The organism is Lysobacter sp. ISL-50 (assembly GCF_018612875.1).
Taxonomy (GTDB): Bacteria; Pseudomonadota; Gammaproteobacteria; order Xanthomonadales; family Xanthomonadaceae; genus Lysobacter.
This window is the reverse complement of the sequence record NZ_JAGGRI010000028.1, coordinates 37046-58350: the sequence shown is the minus strand read 5'-3', so window position 1 is coordinate 58350 and position 21305 is coordinate 37046. Positions and strand designations below refer to the sequence as shown.

Below are 21305 nucleotides of genomic sequence, written 5' to 3'. Positions count from 1 at the left end.
TAGGACAGCCCCTTCGCTTTTCACGTCTTGCCCCCATTGCCTGAAATCCCGGTACATGGGAATGAAAAGACATACTTCGACTATTTCATCAATGCGCTCGCGGGTGACTAGAGCGCGGTGGGCGCTGACCTTCGTCGTGCGTCTGTAGAGGCGTATGCATGACCCGAAGCCCTGCGGGCCGGGTCCGACGGGTACCGGGCCATTGAAGCGGACGCGAAGAGTAATTCGACACCTAAGCGTATCGATGTCCCGATGCTATATCTGCGTGGAGCCGGGGGCGAGACGGATGGCGCCGAGTATGTTGTGGGGCTTCGGGCGGCCGGCGCAACCAACATGCAGGGCGACGTGATACCGGGTGGCGAATATTCTGCGATTCAACAGTGCGCTGTCGGAGTGTCATCGTGCCTGGCGCGCGGCGGATCACTCGGTGCGATAGGCCTCTTCGGCCGTGGTTTCGACGGTCTTGAGGGTCTTGTCGGAACGGCGGTAATCGCTTGGATCGGCTACCACCAATTTGCATCGCGCCAGATCGCCCTCGATGCCGATCGCCACGCCGGACAAGTCGATATGCACCGGTTCGCGACTGCGCTTGCCGAACTGGGTGAAGTAGGTCGCGCGATGGCCGCGCAACACCACCGCGTTGGCGGCCAGGGCTTGCGCGGCATCGGACAAACCATCGAACGCCCGTCGATAGCTCGCCGGCGCCGGCGATTTGTCCAGGCTGTCGCCCTTGATCCGGACGCCGGCCTCCGCCGACACCGCGCCGAGCTTGCGGTAAGCGCAAGCGGGCGTCGCATCGAGGACCGGAACCGCGGCAGCCGCTTCACCGCAGGCGAAGCACCACCACAGCAGTGCAGCGGCGAAGACGCAGCGTTGCCGATCGGACATGACGATTTCTCGTGAGTGGACGGGCGATGATAGATTGCCGGCCGACAGGAATCTGTAATTAATGGTGCGTGGGACGCACGGCCGGGGCTTCATCGATCCGCAAAAGCAATCGGCGGCCCCGGACCAACCCGCGTCGATACCGATTAGCGGTCAGGAAGCCCGGGAAGCTGGCGCATGAAGTCGAAGCAATTTCTGCTATGGACGTTGCTGGTCCTGTCTTCGGGTTGGATTGGCGTCGCCGGCGCCGCCGATAGCGTCGCTTCCGAGGCCGAACTCAAGGCGCAGATCCAGGCGCTGCTGGTGCCGTCGCCGTACCGGATGTCGCCGGCGGCGCGCCACGGCACCATCCGTTACCGGCTGAGCGAGCGCGACGCGGCGGTGGGCTGGCCGTGGCCGCAGACCGGCGAGCAATACGCGATGCGCTCCTCCGATGGGCTGGAAGTGACCGTCTGCAGGGATTGCGGCCGCGAAACCGCACCCGACGCGGAAGCGCTGCGGCGCTACCTCGCGCCCACGCCGTGGCTGCAGAGTGGCGATCGCGCGGTGACCCGCTTCGCCCGTGCCGCCGGCCGCGGCAGCACAGACGCGCGCATGCGCCACTTGGTGGCGGCAGTGCAGGCGCACCTGTCCGGGCCGGTGGTCTATCGGGATTACCTCAGCGCGCGCGAGGCCCTGGCCGGGAACGAAGGCGATTGCACCGAGTACGCGCTGTTGCTCGCCGCGGCCGCACGGGCGCGCGGCATACCGGCTCGGGTGGTCGCCGGCTTGGCCTACGGCAGCCGCTTCGTCGGCCGCGCGCATTCGTTCGGGCCGCATATGTGGGTGCAGGTCTGGAACGGGGAGCGCTGGGTCAGTTACGACGCCGGCATGGGCGAATTCGACGCCGGCCACCTTGCGTTGGTGGTCGGCGACGGCAATCCGGAGAGTGTGCGCGGAGCGATGCAGGCGATCGCCGGGCTGCGCATCGAGGATGCGGTCGGCGTGTTAGGCGAGGACCGCGCCGCGAACTGAGACGTCGCGAGCGCTTACTCGCGCGGCGGCGGTTCGCGCCGCATCGGCAGTTCCGGCAGGTCGCGATCGTCCTCGACCCATTCGGCTTCGTCGGGCCGGCTGATGCCGCCGACGAAGATGGATACCAAGCCAGGGTCGGCCAGGGTCTCGGGCGCTACCGGCGACTGCGCCTGCGACGCGGCGTTGGGCGCGGTCAGCGGCGCCGTCTGCGATGGCGTCGCCGGGGCGGCGGCGTCCGTCGGGCCGGCCGCCGTCGGCGCGACGACCGACAAGGCCAGGGCCGTGCCCAGCGCCAACCGATACGAGACGCAGATCGGGCCGCTGGCTTGCCGCAACAAGGCCGCGCGCTCCGCGTCGCTGCGTCCGTCCAGGCAGTGCACGGTCTTGCCGCACAGGCCGCAATGGCCGTCGATGCGCAGGCGCGCCTGCGTGTCGAGCGGGCAGGGCTGGTCGATCCTTGGGTAGCGGGCCATGGCGGGGTCTTTTGCGCCGAATGATGGGCCTTTGTAGCACGAGGCCGGCGGTTTGCGCCGCCCGGACGTCGTGTGCGGCCCGGCCGGCGAGTTTGTCGCCGGGACGCCGATTCGGACTGCGCGGCCATGTCGTCCGCGCCGGTGGTCGCCGGTAACGTCGAGGCGCCCGATGCGTCCGCGACGATGGAGTGAGTTGGTGCTTGACGAACCTCGATTGATTCCCGCGGCGCACCACGATGATTCCGTTCGCGGATCTACAGGGCGATCGCCCGGCTCTGTAAGTTCATCGTCATCAAGAATGGCCAACTGGGCGTACTGATGCCAAGGCGACTGGATGGAAAAGCCCCGCGATCGCGGTGTTTCTTCTGAATATCCGTCGCCCGGCTGGCTTGAGCCTTGGTCGGCTCAAGCCAGCGTTCTCGATCCCGTTTTCGGTGCGTCCAGGCCGGGGGCATCGGTCGCCAACGCAAACGATGGAAGGACGATGGTGAGCCCTGCCGGAACCAGCTCACTCACTCGGCCCGAAGGTGAGCGTAAGCACGGCCCGGATCGTCGGCGGCGCAATCGGCGACAGCAGTCCCGAGCGCGCGGCCAGATAGCCATCCGCCCCGGTAATGTTCGAGGCCACGATGCGCAATGCGGCGGGCCGACCGGCGAGTGTGAAGTTATGGCGCAGGCCGATGCCCAGTGTGGTGACCGCCGGCGCCCGCAAGGTGTTGGCGGTGTCGGTCCAGCGTTCGCCGGAATAGTTGAGGTTGGCGTCGAGCGACCATCCGTCGCGAAGCTGATACTCGATGCTGGCGCTGGCCGCGCGCTGCGACACGCCGACGCCTTCCGAGCCGACGATGCCCGCATCCACCAGCGCACCGGTCACCGCGGAATCGAAGGCGACAGCGCCGACGACGATTTTGATCCGGTCGTTGAGTTCACCGGCGATCGAAGCTTCGACGCCGCGATGGTCGACTTCTCCGACCAGCCCGAACGAGCCGTCGGAGCGAAGACCCTGGCTGGGTTTGGAAACATCGAAGAACGCGCCGATGAAGGTCAGCCGCGGCGAAAGCGCATGACGCACGCCCAGTTCGAATTGCTCGACATCGCCAGGCGGGAGCACTTCGTCGCCGTTGCTGGCGAACAGCGGCGCCACGCCGCTTTCTTCCAGTCCCGTCACCCAGCTTCCGAACAGCGCTGTGCGGTCGGTCAGATTGAACACCGCCGAAGCGTTGTAGTGCGTGCTCTTGCTGACGCGCCCGGTCTGGGTGCCCAAAATGGAACGTACCGCTTTGTCGTAACGGATGCGATGAATCCCAAGACGAAGCTGAAGGCGGTCGTCCCAGGCAAGCGTATAGCCCGCCGACGCGGTGACCTGTTCGACCCGGTCTTCGCCGCGCATGCCCGACCACTTGATTTCCGGCACCTCGGGCGGATCGCCCGGGAGCTGGAACGCGCCCAGGGGAACGGCGAGGTTCGAGCCGAATTCCGCGGTTGTGCGGCCGCCTCGCAGCGACAGGGTGACGCGCTGGTCGAGCGCGCCGGCTTCGAACGGGCGTCCGATCCGGGCTTCGACCGAGTCGGCGATCTTCGTGCGCCCCGGGCTTCGCAGCGTGGTTGCCGTCGCTCGCCCCGCGCCGTCCGACGAAATCAGGGTGAAGTCGTTTTGCTCGATGTCGAAGATCGAACGAAACGCCGACGCATCGACGCTGAAACGGCCGAAGCGGGCATCGTAGAGGACGCCCATGTTCGTGCTGTTGGCGGCCGTCTCGGCCCAACGCGGCGAGTACTGATGCAGCCTGCGCAACGGCGGCGGCATCGCGCCCGCGTTGGCGACCACCGCATAGTCGCCGTCGTAGTGGCGCTTGTACATCGATGCGAACGCGCGCAGCCGCTGATCGGGCGCGATGTCCCAGGCGAACACACCGCCCAGATTGAAGGCGACGCCTTCGTATCCCTGCGGGTGCCGGTGCAGCGGACGCCACAGGAATCCGCCCGCGAAGCTGAAGGCTCCGCTTCGGTATGAGCCGTCGCCCTGCAAGACTTGGGTGCCGAAATCGCGAACGCCCGCGCCCAGCCGCAGCTCGTTCGCCGGGCCCGCTTCGCGCAGCCGGTAGTTCACCACGCCCGACGGCGCGGGATAGGCAAGACGCGCGGCGTTCACGCCGACGCGCACGCTGGCGCTCGACAGCACCGTGTCGTCCAGGGCCGCGGCGCGGCTGAAATAAGCGTCGTCGATGCGGTAGGCGCCGCTGTCGTTGAGATCGAAACCGCGGACTTGGCTCTCGCTGTACAGGCCGGATTGTTCGATTCCCGCGCGTTCGCCGAAGGCGTCGACCGCGGATGTGAGTGCGTTGTCCTGCGCCGTCGCGCGCATCGCGGCGGCGTACATGATGACAAGACCTGCAATGCGTCGAACGTGGTGGCTCATCGACTACTCCCGGTGCCTTCGCGTATCGGCCGGGCAATCTTGCAGGCCACGCAAAGCGCCGAGCGACGCCATTACGATTGATTAGATTGCATTTCTTGCCACCTGGCGTAATGTGCGCGAATGCGCAATCGCACTCGCGAAGTATGGTTCGTGGTGTTCCCGGGCTCTGAGCTGCTCGACCTCAGCGGGCCCTGGTCGGTGCTCGGATATGCGAACGAAGTGCTGGGCCGGCCCGCATACGCGCCCAAGATCGTCGCACCCGCGAGCGGGGCCGTGCCCACGCGTCACGGCGTCGTGCTGGGCGGCGCCTGTTCCATCGACGAAGCCGCGCGCGACGGCACGCCGAGCACGGTGGTGATCGCCGGCGCCACGCCGGCCAACGGCCGTTCCGCCGGCGAAATGCGCGTGGCGCAGTGGCTGCGCGCGAATTCGCGCCGCGTCTCCCGGATCGTGTCCATTTGCACGGGAGCGTTCGTACTCGGCGAGGCGGGTTTGCTCGATCGCCGCGCGGCCACCACGCATTGGGTCTATCGCGACGAGCTGCGCAACCGGTTCCCGCGCGCGCGCGTGGAAAGCGACGATCTGTTCTTGCGCGACGGACGCATCTGGACATCGGCCGGCATCACCGCCGGTCTCGATCTGATGTTGGCGATCATCGAAGAAGATCACGGCCATCAGGCGGCGCTGACCGTCGCCAAAAGCCTGGTGCTGTATTTGCGGCGCCCCTATCAACAGGCGATGTTCTTCGACGAGAGCATCGTTCCCGAGCGCGGGCCGGTCGGCAGAATCCACGCATTGACCGCGCTGATCCAGGGCCATCTGGCCAAGCCTTTGCCGATCGGCAAGCTGGCGAAACTCGCCGGCATGAGCACCCGCACGCTCGCCCGGGTATGCGAGCGGGAGTTCGGGCAAACGCCGTCGTCCGTCGTTCGTCAAATGCGCCTGGAGCAAGCGCGGCGCATGCTCGAACACACCTCGTTGCCGCTCAAGACCATCGCGGTAAGAACCGGGGTCGGGGATGAAGCGACCTTATGGCGGCTGTTCCGCCGCCAACTCGGCATAGCGCCGGTGGAATACAGAAGGCGCTTCAAGCCGAGCGCGGCTGTTTGAAGGCGGTGTCCGCAGGCTTGCGCGATGCTCCCTGTGTCCGTTGATGCGGCGGGAGCAGGGCCGCCTGGCTCTGAATTCTTCCAAAGGACTCGCATGCACCCGCAAATCAGCCGCGGCGACATCGCTCAGGCCCGGGCCAATCCGCGGCTCGGCTCAATCCGGATGTCGGCCGCGACGACGCCCCGTTTCCGTCGCCGATTTTCGGGGCTGATCTTTCTCGCCTCCCTGTCTGCGTGCGCGTGGCCTGCCAGACACCCGCCCGTCCCTGTGCCCGACTCGAAACGAGAGCGCGCCGAGAACTGCGCGCTGGCGAAAGAACGACAGAATCAACTGGCGATCGATCACTGGTGCCAGGGGCGGGAGTAGAGAAAGCGGGCTCGACGCCCGGCCGTTGCTTCAAGCCGCGAGGCGAGCGCGGCCGCGAGGTGTCGACGAACGAGCGCGAGGCTACCCCGATTCGAAGACGCGTCACTCCCGACGACTCATCCATTAGTCGAATGCCGCTGAGTTCGGCCAACCTCCAGCCGCCCGGGCGATGTGATAATTATCACGAAAGCAGGTTTCGTAACGATTCGCCTTAAAGCGCGATGCTAGGCTGACTCGAACGCGGATTTGCATTGGGGTGTCCGCGCATATCAGGAAGCCGGCACAGGCTTCCTTCGGGGGAAATGATGATGAGCGCTCGCTTGCGAGAGGCCGCGCGGCGGCTGCCCGTGCTTGCGGTGGTGGACGACGATCGTACGTTCCGCGAAGACGTGCTGTTGCCGGTGCTGTCCCATTCCGGGTTCTGCGTCGTCGGCATGGACGGGGCGCTGGAGCTGTACCGGTCGATGACGCTTCGCTCCTACGATCTGATCCTGCTGGACGTCGGTCTGCCCGATGAAGACGGCTTCAGCATCGCCGCGCATCTGCGCAGGCTGTCTCCGCGGGTCGGGATCGTCATGTTGACCGGATACGACTCCGCGCAGGATCGGATGCGCGGCTTGCGCGCGGGCGCGGATGCCTACCTGCCCAAGCCGGTCGATATGGATGAGGTCGTGACGACCTTGCACAATCTGGCGCGATGGGTGATTCCGGACGCGAGCGCCGCGCCGGCGTCCAGCCATTGGCGACTGGACGAACGCGGCTGGTGCATATTGACCCCCGGCGGCGTCGAAATCGAATTGAACCTGGCGGAGCGGCAAGTCATGGCGATGCTGGCCGCGGCCGCCGGCCTTCCGGTGCAACGCGAGACCTTGATCGCCAGCCTGGTGAAGAACGCGTACGACTTCGATCCGCACCGATTGGAAATGCTGGTTCACCGCCTGCGCAAGAAATGCCAGCAGGCGGCGGAAGAGGAGCTTCCTCTGCGCGCCGTGCGCGGCATCGGATACGTGCTCAACTGGTAATCGATCATGCCGGCGCCATGCCGGCGGCGGGGAAGAGGCAGGGTGAGAGCCATAGAAGTCTGGCTGCGGTCGATGGCGTGGGTGGTCGGTCTGTTCGTCATAGGCGCGAGCGCCTCGGCATCGTCGAAGATCCAGCCTCGCTACCGCGCCGGCTTGCACGTGTTCACCGCGGACGACGGGCTTCCGCAGGCGGGCGTGAATTCCGTGGTGCAGACGCGCGACGGTTATTTGTGGATCGGTACCTTCGGCGGCCTGGCGCGTTTCGACGGCCTGGCCTTCACGGTGTTCCGCGGCAAACCTTCGCTCGATACGCCGGGGCCCAAGGTCGGCGCGCAAGGCGGGCCGCCCAGCGATCGCGTGCTGGCGCTCCATGAGGACGACCGCAAGCAGCTGTGGATCGGCACGCAGGACGCGGGGCTGAGCGTCTACAGCCAGGGGACGTTTCATCACTTGTCGATTTGCGGCGGTACCTGCCAGATCAACGCCATCGCGCAATCGCCCGACCGCAGGCTGTGGGTCGCGAGCAACGTCGGTTTGTTCAATCTGGACCCCGTGCGCAAGCGAGCGACCTGGGTCGATCCGGTGAGGACCGGCCATGCGGCCATGGCGTATGACGCCACGGGCCGTCTCTACGTGGGCGGCGGCGAAGGTTTTTTCGTCCTGGACGATCGGCGGCTTCGCCGCATCGCGCTGCCCGATGGCGACCAATGGGTGCAAACCTTGCACGCCGACGGCGGCGCCTTGCTCGTCGGCACGGATCGCGCGCTGTATCGCTATGAGCCCGATCCAGGGCGATGGCGCCGGCTCGGTGTCGCCGTCCCCACCGCCGCGGCCAAGGATGCGGACGGCCGGTGGTGGGTGGCCACGGCCTCCGGACGAGTGGTTCGCGAGAACGGCTCCGGGGAATGGCAAGACGTCCCGGAATTGTTCGGCATGGGCATTTCCAGCCTGGCCAGGGACGACGAAGGCAATCTGTGGCTGGGCAGCGGCAGCAAGGGCCTGTTGCGCGTGCGCAAACCGTTGTTCGGCCAAGTTCCGGTGTTCCGGGACGCAGTGATCATGGCCGGCCGCGCGGTGGTCGCGGACGGGCAGGGCGGCTTGTGGTTCGGATCGGCTTGCGGCGGGCTGTACCACTGGCAGGCCGACGGCGCGATGGCGCGGCGGCCGCTGCAAACCTGGCCGCATGTCGATTGCGTCACCAGCCTGGCGCTGGATCGCGACGACGCGCTGCTGGTCGGCACCGCGGAAGGGCGCCTGGTGCGCATCGCCAACGGCAAGCCGACGCCCGTCGGCGTGTGGACGGGCGTGGGCGCGATCAACGTCTGGCGGTGGGGCGAGGGCCGTTTCCTGGTCAGCGCCGGACGCTTCACCTTCGAGGTCTGGATCGACGGCGAAGGACGCATCACCGGGCAGCGCCGCATCGACGCCCTGCGCGGCATGAGCGTGAACAACGTCGTGCCCGCCGCGAACGGCGGCGAATGGTTCGTCGGCGACCGCGGCGTGTGGCGGTTGCTCGATAACCGCATCGTCGAGCGATGGACGCCGCAAGAGGGTTTGTCCTCCCGTTTCGCCCGCGCCTTGTTCGAAGACAGGCAGACCGCCACGCTGTGGGTGGGAACCTACGGCGGCGGCTTGAACCGGATACACGCCGGCCAGGTGCATCACTACGACACCCGCAACGGCCTGTTCGACGATACGGTCTCCTGCATCCTGGCCGACGGCCGCGGACGGTTGTGGCTGGGAGGCAATCGCGGCGTCACCTTGTTGCCGAAGCCGCGCCAGGCCGCGGCCGACATCGAATCCGTCGGCTACGCCGTGGACGACGGGCTGGTTCCGTCGGAAATCAACGGCGGGCATTCCACCGCCTGTCATCGCGATACGCGGGGGCGGTTGTGGTTTTCGCTGGTGGAAGGATTCGCCGTGATCGATCCCGCCGAGGTTGCGCCGGTCGCGTCGGTGCCGCTGCGGCCGCGCATCGAAGAAGTGGCGATCGCCGGGCGCGTGCAGAAGATCGCTGGATCGTCGCTGGTCCTGGAGCCCAACGCGCGCAGCCTGGAAATTCATTACACCGCCATCAACCTGAGCCGGCCGCGGGAGACGTACTTCCGCTTTCGCCTGCGGGGCTTCGATCCGGACTGGGTGGAGGCGGGGCAGAACCGCAGCATTCTGTATCCCCTGATTCCGTGGGGAGAGCACGTGTTCGAAGTCCAGGCGCGTACCCAGGGCGGGCGATGGTCGCCGGTGCCGGCGCGATTGCAGATCCTCAATCCGCAGCCTTGGTATCTGCGGCCGTGGATCTTGATCCTGGCGACCTCGTTAGGGTTGCTGGTGCTGGTGATCGGCACCCAGCTCGGCGCCGGCCAGGAGCGCAGTGGCGGCGACGAACCGCCGCAGGCGAACAATCGCCGCGGTCAACGCGTTCCCGAGCCGATATCGCGATAGCCACCGGCGGTTCGGCGTTCGATCGCGGACGCAGCGCCGCCGTAATCGCCGGCCACCGCCGGCGCCGGCGGAATGTCCAGGTCGGCGCCGTCCCCGATCTCGCTCCCGGCCTGCGCCAGCGGCAAGCGGATGCGCATGCGCGTGCCCTGGCCCGGGGCGCTGTCGACATCGATCTCGCCGCCGTGTTCGGCCACGAAGCGCTGCACGGTCGTCATGCCGATCCCGGTGCCCTTGTCCTTGGGCTTGGTGGTGAAGAACGGTTCGAACACGCGCGCCAGCACCTGCGGTGTCATGCCGGTGCCGGTGTCTTCCAGCTTGAGCGCGGCATGCGTTCCGTCGGCTTCGACGGACAAGAAGAACCGGCCGCCTTGCGGCATCGCATCGCAGGCGTTGCTGACGATGTTGAGCAGCGCCAGCACCAGTTCGTCGCGATCGGCCCTGACCAGCAGGCCGGACGCGGAGGTGTCGAGCGAGGCCTGGATGCCGCGCGGGAACATCGGCAGGATCAAAGGCCGCACCTCGTCGATGGCTTCGGCCAGATCGAACGTGGACACCTGGCGCACGTGCGTGCGGCTGAAGCTGAGCAGGCGCCGGGTCAGCGTGGCGCCGCTGCGCGCGGCCTGGCGGATGCCCGGAAGCACGGCGTCGATGGAACCGCCTCGCTTGTCCACCGAGGTCGCGTGCCCCAGGATCACGCTGAGGATGGCGTTGAAATCGTGCGCGATGCCGGTGGACAACCGGCCCACGGTTTCCATCTTCTGCGTCTGCAGCAGGCGTTCGTAGGCGCGCTCCTTTTCCTCCACCTGGCGAGTGAGCTCCAGGCAGAGCGCGTTGAGTTCTTCGCTGCGATTGATCGCCCGCTGCGACGACAGGATCAGCCGGTCGAGAATCATCACCAGCACGAGAAAATTCATCCCGGCCAGGAGCAGGTTGGACAGCACCTGCGAGGCCTGCATGGAATCGGTCGCCAGCCGCAGGTCGGTGTGCGCGCCGATACCCAGCACCGCGGCGTTGGCCAGCGCCGTCCACCACACCGCGCCGCGGCCCAGGAACAACCCGGAAAACAGCAGCGGCAGCAGCAGGGTGATCTGCAGTCCGGATTGCGCCTGCAATCCGTAGGCCTGATAGCTCGCGCCGATCAGGAGCAGGCCGCCGGCGACAGTGAGGCTGGTCGCCAGCCGGAACCAGCCGTTGCGCAGCAGGCAGAAGCACAGGCCGGTATAGGCGCTGATCACCAGGATCAGGCCGTTCTCGCCGCCGCCGCCCCGGTCCGCGCCGGCCGCGCACGACGCGATCGCCATGAACAGCGTCGCGGTCGTGGCGACGGCGAGGATCGCCTGCAGGGTCAGCGCGTTGCGCCGGTCGCGCCTGGCGTGGATGGGCACGCGGTTCATCCAGCCGATGAAGCCGTGCCACAGGGACAGGAGCGATACGCGGGCGATCATCGGTGCGGTCGATGCGAGCAAGGGGGTGATGGCCAAGGGCCGGCCGGTACCGCGGGAGGACGAGCGGCCCAGGAGCGATCCGCCCCTTCCCGCTGCGACGCTCGCGCGATCGACGGACTCGCCGTGGCAGACGCGATCTGCCTTGAATGACATCGGTAGTCAGACTAGCACCGCGTTTCGGCACGGTAACGCTGGAATAGGTGTGCCGGGAAGGAATCGCGATCTGCGTCACCTTTTATGGGGCGCCATTGGGCGAATCGGCGGTGCGGGTTTGCTTGCATTTCTCACCATCGGTGAGGAAAGGGAAATTTCTTGGGTGGTGGCGCGCCGGGGCGCGCTGCGCCGACCTGCTTCGCGAAGGGCCCGGCGACGGTAAGCCGCTGATCCGCGGGCGGCATGGCGCAGACCCGCCGACGACCCCGGCGGCGCCGTGGGCGCGGCACCTCTGGCGAGCGGGTGAGGATCTCCACGTCCCCGCTGGACGCCACGCTCGCGAGCGGCGCGCTCGATCGGCGCCGCGCCCATTGTCCGCGCGGCAACCGTTCGGCGAGGACTCGGGATGCGAACGCGCCGGTCGATACCGCCGATGCCGCGCGGGTTTGATTTGTCGCCGAGCCATCGGCGCTTCCTCGGTTGCGCGATAGCGATTGCGCTCGCGCCGCATTTGCCGCCGACGAAAAATATTCATCGTCATCGCACAAAACCGATCGGGCCCATGTCTCGATAAAGCGACGAATGCGATGCCGATCGCCGAAATTATTCGTGAGGGCTTGTGCGTGTAATGGCGGAAGTCGATCGCTAGTGTTCGACGCGCATGAGCGGTGCGCGATTCGTAAATCACAAGGATTGCGCGCTTCGAACACTCCTCACGATGGGCGGCGCATGAAACGGAAATTCGACGTGCGTGATGGTGCCTCGGCGCGAAGCGAACGTCCGGCCCGCGCCGGCATCGCCACCATCCGAACCGTCCGCGTTCCGGCGACGCCATCGTCCAGGCCGCCTCGCGCGAGGCCGGCCGGCGCATCGCCGGCAGCGACGACCCCACCCATTGCGCGCGCGGCGCCGGGCCGGGCCGCGCGGCCGCTACGACTTTCATCGAAAGAGCCGGCAGGCCTGATCCTGCCGCTCTCAATCCCACAGCCCATCGGATCGGCTAGTAACTGGGGAAGCATCCAATGAATAAAATCTACAGCGTTGTCTGGAGCCGCTCGCTCAATCAGCTGGTGGTCACGTCCGAATTGGCCGGAGGCGGCGGCAAGGCCTCGCGCGACCGTCGCAAGGGCCCGCGCCCGGCGGCGAGCTTGAGCGCGGGGGTCATGACCGCGCTGCTGGCGATGGGCGGGACGGGATGGGTGCCATTGGCGCAGGCGCAATCGGTGGACTGCACCGCAGCGCCGTACAACCAGTACAACGACTCCGCCTCATGCATGGGCTGGCAAGCCAGGGCGACCGCGCCCGGCGCCACCGCGCTCGGGTATCAGGCGGTGGCCTCCCTCAACTGGGCGACGGCCGTGGGTTTCCAGGCCGTGGCATCGGGACAGTACACGGTGGCTGTCGGTCGGCTGGCCTCGGCCACGGGGCCGGGAGGCGCGATCGCCATAGGCGGCAGCACGGTCTCGAACAACGTCAATACGATCGCGATGGGCGTCAACGCCAGCGCCACCGCGGCCGGCGCCAGCGCGTTGGGCACGTTCTCGGTTTCGTCCGGAGGAAATTCCACCGCGGTGGGTGTCAGTTCCCTGGCCAGCGGCGCGACGTCGTTCGCGGGAAGCTGGGGGAGCGTCGCGTCCGGCCAGAATTCCGTCGCCATCGGCGCGCAGGCGCGCGCCTCGGCATTGAACTCCATTTATCTGGGCTCTCGCACCGCCGCCGGAACAGGCGCGCTGGCCGAAAGCGCCATCGCCATCGGCACGGACGTGGAGGCCAGTTCTACCAGAACCGTCGCCATCGGCATTCAATCCAAGGCAGTGGGCAATCAGTCGATCGCACTGGGATTGAACGCACTCGCGGGCGTTGTCGGTACGCCCGCCACGCCGAACGACATCGCCATCGGCGTTAATTCGCGCTCTACCGGGGGTTTCGGCGTCGCACTCGGCACTGCCGCCAATGCGGCCGCGCAAGGTAGCGCTGCGATGGGTAACACGGCTGCCGCCACTGGGATCAACGCGACCGCATTGGGCGCCCAGACGAACGCGAGCGCCACCAATGCGGCCGCGGTCGGCGCGGCCGCCGAGGCCACCGGAGCCGCCGCCAGCGCCTTGGGTTCTTTCGCCAACGCCAGCGGCGGGTTTTCCACTGCGATCGGTTCTGGCGCCAATGCCAGCGGCGTCAATACGTTCGCCGGCGGCCGTTTGGCGACGGCGACCAGCGCCGCCGCCACCGCCCTGGGCAACGCCGCTCGGGCGGAAGGCAATAGTTCGCTTGCGCTGGGAGCGCAAGCGATCGCGTTCGGGGCCAGCACCGTCGCGGTCGGCCAGGGCGCCGGCGCGGGTTCGACCACCGCCAATACCGGTTCGGCCGCACTGGGCGTCGCCGCCGGCACGCTGGTCAGCGGCGCGCGGAACGCCGCCGTGGGCGGCGGCGTCGCCAGCGCGATGCGCGGCGCCGGTTCGGGCGTCACCGGAACGCGCAATCTCGCCTTCGGCACGGGCGACGGCACGGTCGCCTACGATGCCACCTTGAGTGCCGCGGCCGGCAGCCTGGTAAGCGGCAACGACAATATCGCCATCGGCACCAACGCGGGCATCGGTGTGGCGGACAACGCGACGACGTCGATCGGCCTGAACGCGAATGCCAGCGTGGGCAACGCGATCGCCGTCGGCACCCAGGCCAACGCATCCGCACTGGATGCCATCGCGCAAGGCAGCAGCGCCAACGCGGGCGGCCGCAACGCCATCGCCATCGGCTTCCAGTCGATCGCGTCCGCGATCAACTCCATCAATCTCGGCGCGCGCACGTTGGCCGGATCGGGCGCGCTGTCGGCGGGTGCCATCGCCATCGGCACGGACGTGACCGCGTCGCAGGATCGCGCCGTCGCACTGGGTGTCGGGAGCCGGGCAACCGGCGTGGACGCGCTGGCGGTCGGCACCCGGACGAACGCGGCGGCCGACTTCGCGACAGCGCTCGGCTCGGGCGGCAACAGCGCGGCAACAGCAGTGCGCGCCACCGGCATCGGTTCGGTCGCCGTCGGCGGCAATTCCACGCTGGGCGCGCTCGCCTCGGGCGCCAACGCCATCGCCATCGGCGGCGAATCCGTCGCCGATGCCGATGACGCGGTCGCCATCGGCCGCGGCTCCACCGCCACCGGCGGCCGCGCCGTCGCTATCGGTTCGGGCAACTTCGCCAGCGGCAACGGCGCCGTGGCGATCGGCGACCCGAACACCGCCAGCGGCAATGGCGCGGTGGCGCAGGGCCTGGACAACACCGCGACCGGCAACGGCTCGATCGGCATCGGCAACACCAACATGGTCGGCGGCGGCGGTCAGGCGGTCGGCGTGGCCGGCACGCCGGCGCAGGGCGCGGTTGGCATCGGCTTCCAGAACGCCGTGGTCGGCCAGGGCAGCGTCGCCATCGGCAGCACCAGCCGCGCGCTGGCGGCGGGCGCGGTCGCGTTCGGCGACACCGCGGTGGCCAACAATGCGCGCGACGTGGCGCTGGGCTCGGGTTCGGTGACCGCGGCAGCGGTGGCGACGCCCAGCGGCACCATCGGCGGCACGACTTACAACTTCGCCGGCATCGCGCCGACCAGCACCGTCAGCGTCGGCAACGCCGGCACCGAGCGGACCATCACCAACGTGGCGGCGGGGCGCATCTCGGGCGGTTCGACCGATGCGATCAACGGCAGCCAGCTGTTCGCCACCAACCAGGCGATCGAAGCCATCGCGGCCAGCACGCCGCTGCACTACTACAGCGTCAACGACGGCGGCACGCACGGGGCGAACTACCTCAACGACGGCGCGACCGGGGCCAATTCGATGGCCGCCGGCATCGCCGCCACGGCGTCGGGCGATCAGGCCGTGGCGCAGGGCTATCAGGCCAGCGCATCGGGCGGCGACGCGGTCGCGCTCGGCACCGGCACCGCGGCCTCGGCGGTCAGCAGTGTCGCGATCGGCGTCGACGCCCAGGCATCGGGCGTCAGCGGCTCCACCGCGGTGGGCGCCTTCGCCAATGCCAGCGCCACCAACAGCCTGGCGCTCGGCGAGTTCGCCAGCGCATCGGGCGAGTTCGCCTCCGCGATCGGCCCCGGCGCGAGCGCCACGGCGGCGCGCGCCACCGCGATCGGCGCGTCCACGCAGGCGTTGGCGGCTTCGACCGTGGCATTGGGCGATACCAACACAGTGGCGGCGACGGCCGGCCCGGGCTCGGTCGCGATCGGCCGCAACTCGCAGGTGCTCGGCGGTACCGGCGCGGTGGCGATCGGTGAGAGCCAGAGCGTCAACGGCGACGGCGCCGTGGCGATCGGCGATCCGAACACCGTCAGCGGCACCGGCGCGGTGGGCGTGGGCGCGAACAACACCGCCACCGGCAACGGCGCGGTGGCGCTCGGCAACGCCAACATCGCCAACGGCCTCGGGGCCGTGGCGCTGGGCAACACCGCCAACGCCGCCGGCGCCAGCGCGCTCGCCTTCGGCAGCACCGCGGCGGCCAGCGCGGACAACGCCATCGCGCTCGGCGCCAACAGCGCCGCCGCCCAGGCCGGCGCGGTCGCGCTGGGCTCGGGTTCGGTCACCGCGGCAGCGATGGCGACGCCCAGCACGACGATCAACGGCACGAGCTACAACTTCGCCGGCGTCGCGCCGACCAGCACGGTTAGCGTCGGTACGGTCGGCGCGGAGCGGACGATCACCAACGTCGCCGCCGGCCGGGTATCGGGTGCCTCGACCGACGCGATCAACGGTTCGCAGTTGTTCGCGACCAACCAGGCGATCGAACAGGTCGCCACCACCGCCAACGCGGGCTGGAACGTCAGCGCGCAGGGCGCCAACGCCAGCAACGTGGCGCCGGGCGAAGCGGTCGATCTGAACAATACCGACGGCAATATCGTGGTCAGCAAGACCGCGGCCAGCGATAACGTCAGCTTCGATCTGGCCGACGACATCACCGTCAACAGCGTCACCGCCGGCAACACCGTGTTGAACAATAACGGCCTGACCATCACCGGTGGGCCCAGTGTTACCACTTCCGGCATCAATGCCGGTGGGTTGGTCATCAACAACGTCGCGCCCGGCGTGGCCGGCACGGATGCGGTCAACGTCAGTCAGTTGACCGATGCGACCACGGCGGTGCGCACGCACTACTACAGCGTCAACGACAACGGCGTCGTGGGCGGCAACTACAACAACGACGGCGCGAGCGGCGTCAATGCGTTGGCCGCGGGCGTGGGCGCGACCGCGACCACCGCCGGCGCGACCGCGGTGGGCTTCGGCGCGACCGCCGCGACCCAGGCCGGCGACGTGGCCCTGGGTTCGGGTTCGGTCACCGGTACGGTTGTGGCGACGGCCGGCGACACCATCGCCGGGACCGCGTACAACTACGCCGGCATCACGCCGACCAGCACGGTCAGCGTGGGTACGGCCGGCGCGGAGCGGACGATCACCAACGTCGCCGCCGGCCGGGTGTCGGGTGGCTCGACCGATGCGATCAACGGTTCGCAGTTGTTCGCGACCAATCAGGCGATCGAACAGGTCGCCACCACCGCCAATGCGGGCTGGAACGTCAGCGCGCAGGGCGCCAATGCCAGCAACGTGGCGCCGGGCGAAGCGGTCGATCTGAACAACACCGACGGCAACATCGTCGTCAGCAAGACCGCGGCCAGCGACAACGTCAGCTTCGATCTGGCCGATGACATCACCGTCAACAGCGTCACCGCCGGCAACACCGTGTTGAACAACAACGGCTTGACCATCACCGGCGGACCGAGTGTCACCACTTCCGGCATCAATGCCGGCGGCCTGGTCATCAACAACGTCGCGCCCGGCGTGGCCGGCACGGATGCGGTCAATGTCAGCCAGTTGACCGACGCGACCACCGCGGTGCGCACGCATTACTACAGTGTCAACGACAACGGCGTCGTGGGCGGCAACTACAACAATGACGGCGCGAGCGGCGTCAACGCGTTGGCCGCGGGTGTGGGCGCGACCGCGACCACCGCCGGCGCGACCGCGGTGGGCTTCGGTGCGACCGCCGCGACCCAGGCCGGCGACGTGGCGCTGGGTTCGGGTTCGGTCACCGGCACCGTCGTGGCGACGGCTGGCGACACCATCGCCGGGACCGCGTACAACTACGCCGGCATCACGCCGACCAGCACGGTCAGCGTGGGTACGGCCGGCGCGGAGCGGACGATCACCAACGTCGCCGCCGGCCGGGTGTCGGGTGGCTCGACCGATGCGATCAACGGTTCGCAGTTGTTCGCGACCAATCAGGCGATCGAACAGGTCGCCACCACCGCCAATGCGGGCTGGAACGTCAGCGCGCAGGGCGCCAATGCCAGCAACGTGGCGCCGGGCGAAGCGGTCGATCTGAACAACACCGACGGCAATATCGTGGTCAGCAAGACCGCGGCCAGCGATAACGTCAGCTTCGATCTGGCCGACGACATCACCGTCAACAGCGTCACCGCCGGCAACACCGTGTTGAACAATAACGGCCTGACCATCACCGGTGGGCCCAGTGTTACCACTTCCGGCATCAATGCCGGTGGGTTGGTCATCAACAACGTCGCGCCCGGCGTGGCCGGCACGGATGCGGTCAATGTCAGCCAGTTGACCGACGCGACCACCGCGGTGCGCACGCACTATTACAGCGTCAACGACAACGGCGTCGTGGGCGGCAACTACAACAACGACGGCGCGAGCGGCGTCAACGCGATCGCTTCCGGCGTGAACGCCAGCGCGACCGGTGTGGGGTCGTATGCCGCGGGCTTCGGCGCGACGGCGAGCCAGGACAACGGCGTCGCCATCGGCACCAACGCGCAGGCCATCACCGGCGGCGTGGTGGCGCTCGGCATCAACAGCTTGTCCTCGGCCCAGAACACGATCGCGATCGGCGTCGGCGCCACGGCCAATGTCCGCCTCGGTATCGCCATCGGCGGGGCGTCCCTGTCCGGCGGCAACGGCGCGGTGGCGATCGGCGACGCATCGCGCGCGACCGATGCCTACGCGGTCGCGCTGGGCATGGTGTCGACGGCCACCGCGAGCCAGGCGGTGGCGATCGGCCATTTCGCCGATGCGACCGCGACCTCGGCCCTGGCCGCGGGTTACGACGCCAACGCGACGGGTCTGTATTCCACGGCCTTGGGCCGGTCGAGTTCGGCGTCGGCGGAAAGCGCCCTCGCCATCGGCAACACCGCCAACGCCAGCGCCACCGGCGCGATCGCCATGGGTCTGAACGCGGCGTCCAGCGGAGTCAACGCCATCGCGATCGGCACCGACGCGATCGCCACGGGTTCGGTCGCGATGGGCGCCTCGGCGCGCGCCGGCAACGGCGGCGCGGCGTTCGGCGACGGCGCCAATGCGACCTACAACGGCGGCGTGATCGATCCGGCGCTGGTAGCCGGCGCGGCGCTGGGCCGCAACGCCATCGCGGATGTATCCGGCGCCACCGCGTTGGGCACCAACACCTCGGTGACCGCCGTCGATGGCGTGGCCCTGGGCCGCGGCTCGGTGGCCAACACCGCCGCCGGCGTGGCCGGTTACGACCCGGTCAGCGGTCTGCCTTCCACCGATACCTCGCCGACCTGGCGCAGCACCTTGGGCGCGGTGAGCGTGGGCAATGGGACCGACACGCGCCAGATCACCGGCGTGGCGGCCGGCGCGCGGGACACCGATGCGGTGAACGTGGCGCAGTTGACCGCGGCGGCGCGGGCGGCGACCACGCATTACTACAGCGTCAACGACAACGGCGTCGCCGGCGGCAACTACAACAACGACGGCGCGAGCGGCGTCAACGCGCTGGCCGCGGGCGTGGGTGCGAGCGCCACGGTGGCCGGCGGCACGGCCGTGGGCAACGGCGCGGTCGCCGGCACGCAGGCCGGCGATGTGGCGCTGGGTTCGGGTTCGGTCACCGCTACGGTGGTGGCGACGAGCAGCGACACCATCGACGGGGTGGCCTACAACTACGCCGGCATCGCGCCGACCAGCACGGTCAGCGTCGGCGCGGTCGGCGCCGAGCGCACCCTCACCAACGTCGCCGCGGGCCGGGTGTCGGGCGCTTCCACCGATGCGATCAACGGCTCGCAGTTGTTCGCGACCAATCAGGCGGTGGGCGCGCTGGGCGTCAACCTGGATCAGCTGGGCAACAGCACCGCGGCCTCGCTCGGCGGCACCTCGGTCTACAACCCGGCCACGCACACGGTGACGGCGGGCCTGGCGGTCGGCGGCAACAACTACACCAACGTGCAGGACGCGCTGACCCAGGTGAACAACAACGCCAGCGCCGGCTGGAACATCGCCGCCGGCGCCAACAGCGGCAATATCGCGCCCAACGAAACCCTGACCGTGGCCGCCGGCAGCAACGCCACGGTCGCCTACGACGACGCCTCCGGCACCTTGACGGTCGGCGTGGTGCCGGACCCGAGCTTCAACAGCGTGGTGGTCGGCAATACCACGATCACCACCAACGGCCTGACCATCGCCGGCGGCCCCAGCATCACCAACGTCGGCATCAACGCCGGCGGCACGACCATCACCAACGTGGGCGCCGGCGCCAACGGCACCGACGCGGTGAACCTGGATCAGTTGAACCAGGCGGTTTCCTCCGGCACCGCGCATTACTACAGCGTCAACGACGGCGGCGTGCAGGGCGGCAACTACGCCAACAACGGCGCCACCGCGACCGGCGCGATCGCTTCGGGCGTGAACGCCAGCGCCACCGCCGGCGATGCGGTGGCGATCGGCACCGGCGCCACCGCCGGCACCGCCAACAGCGTGGCGCTGGGCGCGGGCTCCTCCACCGCCGCCGCGGTGGGCACCGCCAGCGCCACCATCGCCGGCACCACGTACAACTTCGCCGGTGCCGCGCCGGTGGGAACGGTGAGCGTGGGCAGCGCGGGCGCCGAACGCACCCTCACCAACGTCGCCGCCGGTCGCTTGTCGGAGACTTCGACCGACGCGGTCAACGGCTCGCAGTTGCACGCGACCAATCAGGCGGTCAATGCGCTGGACGGACGCGTGACCAACGTCGAGGGCGACATCGCCGACCTGAGCACCACGGTCAACGGCTTCGACGGCCGCATCACCCAGGTCGAAGGCAACGTCGCCAATCTGTCGAACACCGTCAACGGCTTCGACGGCCGCATCACCAATGTGCAGAACGGTTCCGACGGCATGTTCCAGGTCAGCCAGGAAGGCAACATCGCCAAGCCGCAGCCGACCGGCACCAATTCGTCGGCGGGCGGCAACGGCGCGGTGGCCAGCGGCAACAACGCCTTGGCGGTGGGCAACCAGAGTACGGCCAGCGGCAATGCCAGCACCGCGCTGGGCACCGGCGCGACGGCCAGCCACGCCAACAGCGTGGCGCTGGGGTCCGGATCGGCCACCACGGTCGGCGCGCAGAGCGGATACAACGCCGCTTACGTCGGCAACAGCACCTCCACCGGCGAGGTCAACGTCGGCGGCCGCACCATCACCGGCGTGGCGCCCGGCATCGCCGGTACCGACGCGGTCAACGTCAGCCAGCTCAACGCCGGGGTGAGTTCCGCCGTCGATCAATCGAAGGCCTACACCGACGCGCGCTTCCAGAAGTTCGACTACGACGTGTGGAACCTGCGCAAGGACTTCCGCGCCGGCACGTCCTCGGCGATGGCGATGGCGGGCTTGCCGCAGGCGTATCTGCCGGGCAAGAGCATGCTCGCGATCGCGGCCGGCGGCTATCAGGGCGAATACGGCATGGCGGTGGGCCTGTCGGGCATCACCGAGAACGGCCGCTGGGTCTACAAGGCCCAGGCCAGCGGAAACACCGCGCGCGACTGGGGCTTCTCGGTCGGCGCGGGTATCCAGTGGTGAAGCGATGCGCGCGGCGCCGAAGGGCGCCGCGCGCAATCCGATGAGGTCTTGGTCGCGGAACCCGAACGAATCAGAACTCTGTCCGGCGGCGCGCGTCATGTGCGCCGACCGATGGTCACCAGTCAAAG

9 protein-coding genes are annotated in these 21305 nt (G+C 68.6%); 5 read left to right on the top strand and 4 right to left on the bottom strand.

What is annotated here, in order from left to right; genetic code table 11:
• Positions 1-420 precede the first annotated feature (420 nt).
• Complete coding sequence (locus tag J7J50_RS17045) at positions 421-888, bottom strand: hypothetical protein (RefSeq protein WP_215060848.1); 468 nt, start codon at positions 886-888, stop codon at positions 421-423.
• Positions 889-1062: 174 nt separating this feature from the next.
• Between J7J50_RS17045 and J7J50_RS17040 the strand changes: the two genes are divergently transcribed.
• A complete protein-coding gene (locus J7J50_RS17040) occupies positions 1063-1899 on the top strand; it encodes a transglutaminase-like domain-containing protein (protein WP_215060846.1) in 837 nt (278 codons plus the stop codon).
• Between the two features lie 14 nt (positions 1900-1913).
• Here J7J50_RS17040 and J7J50_RS17035 read toward each other — a convergent pair whose 3' ends face one another.
• Together J7J50_RS17035 and J7J50_RS17030 are read right to left on the bottom strand one after the other, a co-directional pair.
• On the bottom strand, positions 1914-2372 hold the full coding sequence (locus J7J50_RS17035) for a hypothetical protein (protein ID WP_215060844.1): 459 nt from the start codon (positions 2370-2372) through the stop codon (positions 1914-1916).
• 508 nt (positions 2373-2880) lie between these two features.
• Positions 2881-4524 carry a TonB-dependent receptor gene (locus J7J50_RS17030; protein ID WP_215097516.1) on the bottom strand — a complete coding sequence of 548 codons (1644 nt, stop codon included), beginning with the start codon at positions 4522-4524 and terminating at the stop codon, positions 2881-2883.
• Between the two features lie 387 nt (positions 4525-4911).
• On the opposite strand from J7J50_RS17030, the gene J7J50_RS17025 reads away from it, so the two are divergent.
• From J7J50_RS17025 to J7J50_RS17015, 3 genes are all read left to right on the top strand, one after another.
• Positions 4912-5901 (top strand): helix-turn-helix domain-containing protein, encoded by a 990-nt coding sequence (locus J7J50_RS17025; protein ID WP_215060840.1) that lies wholly within the window; start codon positions 4912-4914, stop codon positions 5899-5901.
• 617 nt (positions 5902-6518) lie between these two features.
• Complete coding sequence (locus J7J50_RS17020; RefSeq protein ID WP_215060838.1) at positions 6519-7289, top strand: response regulator transcription factor; 771 nt, start codon at positions 6519-6521, stop codon at positions 7287-7289.
• Between the two features lie 42 nt (positions 7290-7331).
• Positions 7332-9731: a two-component regulator propeller domain-containing protein gene (locus J7J50_RS17015; RefSeq protein WP_215060836.1), complete on the top strand. Its 2400-nt coding sequence runs from the start codon at positions 7332-7334 to the stop codon at positions 9729-9731.
• On the opposite strand, the gene J7J50_RS17010 is transcribed toward J7J50_RS17015, so the two are convergent.
• Entirely contained in the window at positions 9701-11176 is a 1476-nt protein-coding gene (locus J7J50_RS17010) for an ATP-binding protein (protein WP_215060834.1), read from the bottom strand. The genes J7J50_RS17015 and J7J50_RS17010 overlap by 31 nt on opposite strands.
• Positions 11177-12351: 1175 nt before the next feature.
• On the opposite strand from J7J50_RS17010, the gene J7J50_RS17005 reads away from it, so the two are divergent.
• Entirely contained in the window at positions 12352-21177 is an 8826-nt protein-coding gene (locus J7J50_RS17005) for an ESPR-type extended signal peptide-containing protein (protein ID WP_215060832.1), read from the top strand.
• The last annotated feature ends 128 nt before the right edge of the window (positions 21178-21305 follow it).

What these genes read in the sequence shown, in the direction of transcription:
- J7J50_RS17025 (WP_215060840.1), top strand. Translation starts at nt 4,912, where the DNA reads ATGCGCAATCGCACTCGCGAAGTATGGTTCGTGGTGTTCCCGGGCTCT.
- J7J50_RS17005 (WP_215060832.1), top strand. Translation starts at nt 12,352, where the DNA reads ATGAATAAAATCTACAGCGTTGTCTGGAGCCGCTCGCTCAATCAGCTG.
- J7J50_RS17035 (WP_215060844.1), bottom strand. Translation starts at nt 2,372, where the DNA reads ATGGCCCGCTACCCAAGGATCGACCAGCCCTGCCCGCTCGACACGCAG.
- J7J50_RS17010 (WP_215060834.1), bottom strand. Translation starts at nt 11,176, where the DNA reads ATGATCGCCCGCGTATCGCTCCTGTCCCTGTGGCACGGCTTCATCGGC.
- J7J50_RS17040 (WP_215060846.1), top strand. Translation starts at nt 1,063, where the DNA reads ATGAAGTCGAAGCAATTTCTGCTATGGACGTTGCTGGTCCTGTCTTCG.
- J7J50_RS17045 (WP_215060848.1), bottom strand. Translation starts at nt 888, where the DNA reads ATGTCCGATCGGCAACGCTGCGTCTTCGCCGCTGCACTGCTGTGGTGG.